We start from the raw sequence: 8,536 nt of genomic DNA, 5'->3' as shown, positions 1-8,536 counted from the left end.
AGATGTGTATAAGAGACAGGTGGAGGGGTTGACCGAGTTTTTGCCTATCTCTAGTACTGGGCATCTTATTTTGGTTGGGGATTTGCTGAACTTTAATGATGAGCGCGGCAAAGCCTTCGAGGTCATTATTCAGTTCGGCGCCATTTTGGCAGTCTGCTGGGAATTTCGAGCCAAGCTTTGGTCGGTTTTGGGTTCAATAGGTAGCAACAAGTTATCGCAACGTTTTTTGTTGAACCTCGTGATTGCGTCGGTGCCTGCGATGGCATTAGCTTTTGTATTTGGCAAACACATTAAAGCTGTGCTTTTTGCTCCCATTCCGGTTGCGACTGCATTTATTGTGGGTGCATTCATTATTTTTTGGGCAGAGCGACGTCAGCAAACGCAGTCATCGAATACAAAAAGCCACATTCAATCGGTGGATGATTTGTCACCATGGGATGCCTTAAAGGTCGGTATTGCGCAGTGTGCTGCGTTGGTACCGGGTACCTCGCGTTCTGGGGCAACGATTATTGGTGGAATGTTATTTGGACTGCCGCGCGCAGTAGCAACAGAGTTTTCTTTTTTCTTGGCCATTCCTGTGATTGGTGCAGCGACCCTGTATGAGTCTTTTAAATTGTGGAAGTCGCCAGTCACAATTTCAGGAGAATATGGTCTAGCCATAGGTATTGGCTTTGTGGCGGCTTTTATTTCCGCGTTTATCTGCGTACGTTGGTTACTGCATTATGTTGCGCATCACAATTTCAAACCATTTGCTTGGTATCGCATCGCTTTTGGCCTCTTGATTTTATTTACTTCTTACACAGGCCTCATTGCCTGGTCCCATTAATTTTTTGTATTCGATTTTGAAGAAATGGAAATGCTATGGATGTATCCATTGATGCAATCACCAATAATATTCAGCTAGCCCTTGCTCCCGTTTTTTTGTTAACCGCTGTAGCCACATTGCTTAATGCGATTTCAGCGCGCCTAGCTAGATCGGTGGACCGTATGCGTGCCATACAAAAGATCATTCACTCTGGGGACCCCATTTCTGACTCAGCAAAGCAACACTTCATTGTGGAGGCAAATGAGGCAAAAATGCGCGGCAGACTCTGCACGGCAGCCATATTCTTCGATGTATTAAGCGGAATTTTTATTTCCTTAACGGTGCTAGAGCTCTTTTTCTTTCAAACGGGCGCTGTACGTGCTTTGCAGACAACTTATGTTATTTGGACCTTTGTTTTGGGATTGTTATCGTTTATGACCTCATTGAGCATTATTTTGGGTGAGGTTGTGTTTGCCTATCGCTCGGCTGGCTGGGATTCTCCTGCTAGGTAGGGTAGATTCACAGTTAAAATTGAGTGACTTATTAATTAAAGACCCCATATGAACAAAATCTTGATTACTGGCGGCGCCGGTTTCTTAGGTTCGCACCTAACTGAACGACTTCTCAAAGATGGCAATGAAGTTTTAGTCGTTGATAACTTTTTTACTGGCTCGAAGCAGAATTTAGCCCATTTATTGGGTGATAGTCGCCTAGAAGTTATGCGTCATGATGTGACTTTTCCGCTATATGTGGAAACGAATCAAATCTACAACTTAGCTTGTCCAGCTTCACCAGTGCATTATCAATACGATCCTGTGCAAACCACGAAAACCAGTGTTCATGGCGCTATCAATATGCTAGGTTTAGCAAAGCGTACAAGGGCCAGAATTTTGCAGGCTTCTACAAGTGAGGTGTATGGCGATCCTGAAGTGCATCCACAGCCAGAAGAGTATTGGGGTAGAGTCAATCCGATCGGTATTCGCTCTTGCTATGACGAAGGTAAGCGCTGCGCCGAAACTCTATTTTTTGACTACTATCGTCAGCATGGTTTAGATATTAAAGTTGTGCGTATATTTAATACCTATGGCCCTCGCATGAATCCAAACGATGGCCGAGTCGTCAGCAATTTTATTGTGCAAGCACTACAGGGTAAAGACATCACGATTTATGGTGACGGCCAGCAGACCAGAAGCTTTTGTTATGTCGATGATTTGATTGAAGCTTTTGTGCGGATGATGAATTCTGAAAAAGGATTTACAGGTCCAGTCAATACTGGCAATCCTGGTGAGTTCACTATGTTGCAGCTGGCAGAAAATGTCCTTCGCCTCTCTGGAAGTAAATCAAAATTGGTTTTTGAGCCATTACCGTCAGACGATCCAAAGCAGCGTCAGCCCAATATTGAATTAGCCATAGCAAAACTGGGTTGGGAGCCAAGAGTGAATTTGGAAGACGGCCTTAAAGAGACCATTGCATATTTCAAGAAAGTTCTAGCTTAGTTTGTCTTCGCACACTGGTGGGCGTGCTTCGCCCATACGTTCTTTTGTTCTTCGGGCTGGAAGGGTGACTGCTGGTCAGCAGCGCGCACTTGATGAACTCGGCCCCCAGTTTCTTATTCCGTTTCAGAATCAAACATTAGATTTGCAGACTGCATTTGCGGGATCTACCAAACCTAAAATTCTAGAAATTGGTTTTGGTATGGGAGAGACCACCGCCAAGATTGCAGCTTTACGTGCTGACGAAGATTTCTTAGCAATTGAGGTTCATCCACCTGGGGTGGGTGCATTACTGAAACTGATTGGTGAACAACAACTCAGTAATTTACGACTGATTCGGCATGATGCGGTTGAGGTCTTAGAGCAAATGATTGCGCCTGATTCGCTTGATGGCATTCATATTTATTTTGCTGATCCCTGGCATAAAAAACGTCATCACAAGCGACGTCTCATTCAAGAAAAATTTGTAAAGCTGCTTGCCTCGCGACTTAAATCGGGTGGCTATCTGCATCTTGCGACGGATTGGCATAACTATGCAGAGCAGATGTTATTGGTGCTGAATGCAGAACCCTTTTTGCAAAATACTTCGACACAAATGGTGAGTATTGAAACTTTTAGTCATGCTGACATTGCACCAGCGCCGGACCTTGGAGAGGCTGCGGCAAAGACGGTTAATGAATTTAAGCCTACATTAGAGCAACTTAGCAATCGCCATTGTGGCTATGTTGAGCGTCCAGCTTATCGGCCTACAACCAAGTTTGAAAACCGTGGCGTGAAGCTTGGCCACGGTGTTTGGGATTTGTTGTACAGAAAACGCTAAGAAACTAGGAATTACAGGGCAATACAAACGTATTTGAGCTCAAGGTATTCATCCATACCAAAGATGCTACCTTCTCGCCCTAAGCCGGACTGTTTGACGCCACCAAAGGGTGCAACCTCATTAGAAATGATGCCGCTGTTGACGCCCACAATGCCGTAATCCAAGGCCTCAGCAACCTTCCAAACACGACCAATATCTCGGCTATAGAAGTAAGAGGCAAGACCAAACTGGCTATTGTTTGCTAAAGCGATGACCTCATCATCACTTTCAAAGGGAATAATGGGGGCAACTGGACCGAATGTCTCTTCATAGCTAATCAGCATTTCGCTAGTAACATCAGCTAACACTGTGGGTTCAAAGAATGTGCCGCCCAAAGGAGAAGGCTTACCACCAGTCACTAGCTTGGCTCCTTTACTAAGCGCATCTGCAATATGGCGCTGAACTTTTTCGAATGCACTCTGATCTATCAGAGGGCCCTGAGTTACTCCTGCTTCCATACCATTTCCCACGCGAAGCTTTTGTACGGCGTTACTGAGTTTTTCTACGAAAGTGCTTTGAATGCTTTTATGAACATAAATACGATTGGCGCATACGCAGGTTTGTCCAGCATTGCGATATTTCGAGGCAATGGCGCCCTCAACAGCGGCATCCACATCGGCGTCTTCAAAGACGATGAAAGGTGCATGTCCACCAAGTTCTAAGCCTAATTTTTTAATCGTGGGGGCGCATTGCGTCATTAAGATGCGACCCACTTCAGTAGATCCAGTAAATGATAAGTGGCGCACTACAGGGGAAGCGCAGAGTGTTTTACCAATCTCAATAGAATGATCAGCATCAGCAGTCAGAATATTCATGACACCATTAGGAATGCCTGCTCTGCTCGCAAGCTCAGCTAGTGCAAGAGCGGAAAGAGGTGTCTGCTCAGCAGGTTTAATCACAATGGCACAACCTGCCGCCATCGCTGGCGCAATCTTACGAGTGATCATGGCATTAGGAAAGTTCCAGGGAGTGATCGCAACACATACGCCAATGGGTTGCTTGAGAACCATGAAGCGTTTATCGCTCCAAACGGTGCTCGGAATTGTTCCTGTAACTCGCTTTGCTTCTTCAGCAAACCATTCAATAAATGAGGCACCATACAACACCTCGCCAGCAGATTCTGTTAGGGGCTTGCCTTGTTCAAGGGTCATTAACACCGCTAAATCATCTTTGTTTTGCAAAATGAGATCAAACCATTTGCGCATCAAATTGGCGCGTTCTTTAGAAGTTTTATCGCACCACTTTGGAAAAGCTTTATTTGCTGCAGCAATTGCTTTTTCCGCATCGCTTGTACTAAGGTTAGTTACTTGTGCGATTACTTCATGGGTGGCAGGATTATTGACTGCAAAGGTAGCTTTATTACTGGCTGTTACCCACTGACCATCAATGTAGGCTTCTTCCTTAAAAAGACTGGGATCTTTTAAAAGTTTGCGAATATCCGTTGTTTGCATAGTGATCTTTTGAGGGTGGGTTGGCTTGAGATATCAACTAATCCATTTTATTCCTCAAAACGCACTCTTTGCAGCAGAGCCAATATTGATTCACTAGGGACAAAACCCCATGAGAAAAAATTAGCCGGCTTGGACTTCTGCGCTGCGCAGTTTTTGCGCGAGTAGATCGAGCACGCCGTTGACATATTTATGCCCATCCGTGCCGCCAAAAGTTTTGGCTAACTCTACGGCTTCATTGATGGCTACTTTATAGGGAACCGATAAGTCTGCAGCTAACTCATAGGTACCAATTAATAGGGCGGCATGCTCAACCGGTGAGAGTTCGTTGATCGGGCGATCTAGTGCAGGCGTGATTAACGCTTCAAATTCATCGGCACGATCCAAAACCCCATCAAAAATTCCTTGAAACAAATCTAGCTGGCAGCGACGAAATGCGGGGTCTTCAGATAACTGTTTAGCAATCGCCGTTTTATTCGGGAGGCTACCTGCGCGGCGTAAAACTAGGCTTTGATAAACCCCCTGAAGCGCATATTCACGGGCACGACGACGAGGCGTTAAGGAGCGCTTTGGCGCACTCGTTTCATTGGTCTTGACCATTTTTTGTGCTTGAGGATGAAGAGAATTGGCAGGAGTTTTATTCATATCTAATTTACTGCTGATGTGGATGCACCTCAATATCGATATCAGGGGTGAGTGCAAGGGCAAGATTTGCCATTTCTACTACGGCTTTGGCGCAGTCAGCACCCTTTACCTGAACACGTACTTGCGCTTGTTCATCGGTGTCACAAGTGAGAACGCCATTGGCAATCGGTAATCCTGACTCTAGGCAAATGCGAGTGATGCCTGCAGCAGATTCATTGGAAACTAATTCAAAGTGATAGGTTTCGCCACGAATCACTGCACCCAAAGCGACTAAGCCATCAAACTCACCGGTCTGTGCCATTTTTTGTAAGGCAAATGGAATCTCTAATGCACCAGGAACAGTCACCAATTTAATGTCCTCTTGAGCAACACCAAGGGCGATGAGCTCAGTAATGCAGGCGTGGGTTAAGGCTGTGCAGTGATCCTCATTAAAGCGTGCTTGAACAATACCAATACGTAGGTCTTGCCCATTCAGATCTACTTCTAAGACACCTACAGCACCAGAATTTGTGTTGGTCATGATGTTTACTTTTTTAATTGAGTAGATTGATAGGGTGCATAGCCAGTGACTTCCAGTTTGTAACCAGAAAGACTAGGCACAGGACTAGGGTTGGCAAGTAAGCGCATTTTTCCAACGCCAAGATCTTTGAGGATTTGCGCGCCGATGCCATAACTTCTGAAGTCTGTTTTACGCTGCGCATTAGGAGCGCTTTGGTCCACAGATCCATTGAGTTTATGAAATTGTGTCAACCAGTCTGCATCTGTGGGTGATGCTACTCCAGAGGCATTTAAGAGAACGGCAACGCCAGCCGAAGATTGTGCGATCTGCTCCAGCGCTGCAGCTAACGGCCAGGAGTGGGTGCTTATTTGGGATTCTAAAAAATCCAAAGCGGTTACAGGCTCATGAACCCGCACTAAGGTTTCTTGGCTTTCTTTAGGGTTCCCATGCATCAAAGCAATATGAATGCAGGAGCTTGGTTTATCGCGATAAATGATTCCCTGAAAGGTGCCCCAGGGTGTTAAAAATTCGCGTTCACCTTCACGAACCACAATACTTTCGTGTTGGCTTCGATATTGAATTAAATCTGCAATGCTGCCAATTTTGAGTTGATGTTCTTTAGCAAACTCTAGCAAGTCTGGTAGACGAGCCATGCTGCCATCGTCTTTCATGATTTCGCAGATCACTGCAGCAGGTGTGCATCCTGCCATCGCTGCTAAATCGCAACCCGCTTCTGTGTGGCCTGAGCGAATCAATACGCCACCAGGTTGAGCCATCAATGGAAAAATATGACCCGGTTGTACTAAATCGCTTGGTTTTGCCTTTGGTGCAACCGCAGTCTGAATGGTGAGAGCACGATCCGCGGCAGAGATGCCGGTGGTGACTCCTTGTGCAGCCTCAATCGATACCGTGAAATTGGTACCCATAGAGGTACCGTTATCTCTGACCATCAATGGAAGATTGAGTTGTTGGCAACGCTCTTTTGTTAGCGTCAAGCAAATGAGCCCGCGACCGTGTTTAGCCATAAAGTTGATGGCTTCTGCGCTGACATGGTCGGCAGCCAAGACGAGATCACCTTCGTTTTCGCGATCTTCTTCATCGACCAAGATGACCATGCGCCCAGCAGCTAGCTCGGCAATGATTTCTTGGGTGGTGGCAAGGGAATGGGGCATAGCGCTCTATTTTAAGCTGAGCGGGGAAATAGGGTGAAGTCTGATAGCCAAGACCAAGCTTTCCTACAGCCAAAGGTAAAAAGGCATCTTTTCATCAGCCAGTAGCCTGTTGAAAATGGCTCGTGCTCTCCCATCACCCATGCCCTATTCCAAAAGATCGCAAGCTTGATAAAGGCTTCGTTTTACTGGAAGTCTTATTCGCCATCATCTTGGTCACTGGAGTCTGGTTCGTTCAATATGAAATCTATCAACGTCTTGTATTGCGCCATAGTCAGTTGCATGCGCAAAAAGTGAGCCTTAGAAAAAAATCAGATGCTTTTGAAAACCAAGAACATCTGCGTCTAAACGTAAAAAGCGAGTCTACATATGCTGCTTCTCGATTGTCTGATCGGTCTCATGATCAGCCTCATCATCCTCAATCCATTACTTCTCAACACCACAAAATTACTCGCTAAGCAAATGGAGTGCGAAAAAAAGCAAATATTGATGGCAGATGGCGAGAGAGCTTTAGAACTGATAGGTAGGGCGATTCGAATGGCGGGATACACCCATATTCATGATGTTCGTCGGAATGTAAAAACGAATAAATTAAATCAACCAAACCAACATCCATTGATTCATATTGAGAAAAATTCGGGCTATCGTGGTTCGGATAGTTTGCAGGTGAAGCATGGAATTTCTGAAGCGGGTGATATGGATTGCATTGGTAACATGCTCACACCAGATCGCACGCGTCATGGCTTGGCATTTCAGGGTTTTCGTTTGGATCATCCGGCAGGGTTGCCTAAGGGTGCGAGAGTCAGTGGAGGTGCGCTCATCTGCCAATCTCTTGATCGTCAGGGGCGCTTACAAAATACGACATTGATGAATGGTATTCATCATCTGCGCATCGAAGAGCTAAAACCCATGGCTGGCGGTACTTCTAGCCCTCAAAAGCTTTACCGCATTGAATTGCAAATGACCGATGGGCAACAGATTCATTTGGATGTAGAGCGTAGCTTTTCTACTCGGAATCTGTTGTGATTTTGACTTGGGTACTATCCCTGATATTGCTCTGCTCCGCGTTAATTAAGCAGCTAGAAAGCCTGACGACACAGTCTTTGATTGAATTAAAAGCGTTGACTGATGCGCATGAACAATTTTTCTCTGCAGAGAAGGCTATTGTTGAGTGCGAGCAATATTTAGCACAGAGAGTAAATAGAAATATTTCTGACTCTAACTGTATCTATCAGGATATGGGCAATCATGTCTGGAAAATTTCTAGTAAACAAAAGCCTGGTGTGGAGGTGCATGTGTATGTTGATCCCCAAACGGATTCAGCACAACGTTTAAATTGGCGACAAACATTTGAGTAAGTCTGGCTCACATCTATCAAGCCAATTTGGCGGCACATTACTTGAGCTCATGGTAGTGCTACTGATGATGGCTATTGTTTTGGCTTTCACAATTGCCCGTTTGCAGGAGCAAGTAGCGTTGCGGCAATTGGAGGTCATTTCCAGAAAATGGGTGATGCATGCCAATTTTGCGCGCAACCAAGCGCTATATTTGGGTGAGCCAGTGCAGATGCTGCCACGCAATCATCAAGACTGGAATGGTGGTTGGGTCATCACAAGTG

At 45.5% G+C, this 8,536-nt stretch carries 11 protein-coding genes and 1 pseudogene; 8 read left to right on the top strand and 4 right to left on the bottom strand.

Annotated elements, in window-relative coordinates; all coding sequences use genetic code 11:
* Positions 1 to 4 precede the first annotated feature (4 nt).
* The 4 genes from KIH43_RS07075 to trmB are packed head-to-tail and all read left to right on the top strand — an operon-like array spanning position 5 to position 3,118.
* A complete protein-coding gene (locus KIH43_RS07075) occupies positions 5 to 826 on the top strand; it encodes an undecaprenyl-diphosphate phosphatase (protein WP_297719209.1) in 822 nt (273 codons plus the stop codon).
* 35 nt (positions 827 to 861) lie between these two features.
* Positions 862 to 1,317 (top strand): DUF2721 domain-containing protein, encoded by a 456-nt coding sequence (locus KIH43_RS07070; RefSeq protein ID WP_296970405.1) that lies wholly within the window; start codon positions 862 to 864, stop codon positions 1,315 to 1,317.
* Between the two features lie 48 nt (positions 1,318 to 1,365).
* Positions 1,366 to 2,301, top strand: coding sequence for a UDP-glucuronic acid decarboxylase family protein (locus tag KIH43_RS07065; RefSeq protein ID WP_297719207.1), 936 nt, complete (start codon positions 1,366 to 1,368; stop codon positions 2,299 to 2,301).
* A gap of 1 nt (position 2,302) precedes the next feature.
* The gene (trmB, locus tag KIH43_RS07060) at positions 2,303 to 3,118 is read left to right on the top strand and encodes a tRNA (guanosine(46)-N7)-methyltransferase TrmB (protein WP_297719204.1); all 816 of its coding nucleotides are present in this window, start codon (positions 2,303 to 2,305) and stop codon (positions 3,116 to 3,118) included.
* Between the two features lie 11 nt (positions 3,119 to 3,129).
* Here trmB and KIH43_RS07055 read toward each other — a convergent pair whose 3' ends face one another.
* From KIH43_RS07055 to ribBA, 4 genes are all read right to left on the bottom strand, one after another.
* On the bottom strand, positions 3,130 to 4,608 hold the full coding sequence (locus KIH43_RS07055) for an NAD-dependent succinate-semialdehyde dehydrogenase (RefSeq protein ID WP_297719202.1): 1,479 nt from the start codon (positions 4,606 to 4,608) through the stop codon (positions 3,130 to 3,132).
* A gap of 120 nt (positions 4,609 to 4,728) precedes the next feature.
* Positions 4,729 to 5,250: a transcription antitermination factor NusB gene (gene nusB, locus KIH43_RS07050; protein ID WP_296970589.1), complete on the bottom strand. Its 522-nt coding sequence runs from the start codon at positions 5,248 to 5,250 to the stop codon at positions 4,729 to 4,731.
* A gap of 7 nt (positions 5,251 to 5,257) precedes the next feature.
* Positions 5,258 to 5,770 carry a 6,7-dimethyl-8-ribityllumazine synthase gene (gene ribH / locus KIH43_RS07045; RefSeq protein ID WP_297719198.1) on the bottom strand — a complete coding sequence of 171 codons (513 nt, stop codon included), beginning with the start codon at positions 5,768 to 5,770 and terminating at the stop codon, positions 5,258 to 5,260.
* Between the two features lie 5 nt (positions 5,771 to 5,775).
* Entirely contained in the window at positions 5,776 to 6,921 is a 1,146-nt protein-coding gene (gene ribBA / locus KIH43_RS07040) for a bifunctional 3,4-dihydroxy-2-butanone-4-phosphate synthase/GTP cyclohydrolase II (RefSeq protein ID WP_297719196.1), read from the bottom strand.
* A 122-nt stretch (positions 6,922 to 7,043) separates the two neighbouring features.
* Between ribBA and KIH43_RS07035 the strand changes: the two genes are divergently transcribed.
* The 4 genes and pseudogenes from KIH43_RS07035 to KIH43_RS07020 form a co-directional block, all read left to right on the top strand.
* Positions 7,044 to 7,376, top strand: coding sequence for a hypothetical protein (locus KIH43_RS07035; RefSeq protein WP_297719193.1), 333 nt, complete (start codon positions 7,044 to 7,046; stop codon positions 7,374 to 7,376).
* Positions 7,318 to 7,944 (top strand): hypothetical protein, encoded by a 627-nt coding sequence (locus tag KIH43_RS07030; protein WP_297719190.1) that lies wholly within the window; start codon positions 7,318 to 7,320, stop codon positions 7,942 to 7,944. Before KIH43_RS07035 ends, KIH43_RS07030 begins: the two co-directional genes overlap by 59 nt.
* Positions 7,941 to 8,276: a hypothetical protein gene (locus KIH43_RS07025; RefSeq protein WP_297719187.1), complete on the top strand. Its 336-nt coding sequence runs from the start codon at positions 7,941 to 7,943 to the stop codon at positions 8,274 to 8,276. The genes KIH43_RS07030 and KIH43_RS07025 overlap by 4 nt, the downstream gene beginning before the upstream one ends.
* Positions 8,269 to 8,536: pseudogene (locus KIH43_RS07020) on the top strand (hypothetical protein); the annotation flags it as partial. The gene KIH43_RS07025 and the pseudogene KIH43_RS07020, both read left to right, overlap by 8 nt.

The sequence above is a fragment of the Polynucleobacter sp. genome (assembly GCF_018500155.2).
Classification (GTDB): domain Bacteria; phylum Pseudomonadota; class Gammaproteobacteria; order Burkholderiales; family Burkholderiaceae; genus Polynucleobacter.
Note: the sequence above shows the minus strand (reverse complement) of the source record. Positions and strands in the feature narration are given on the sequence as shown.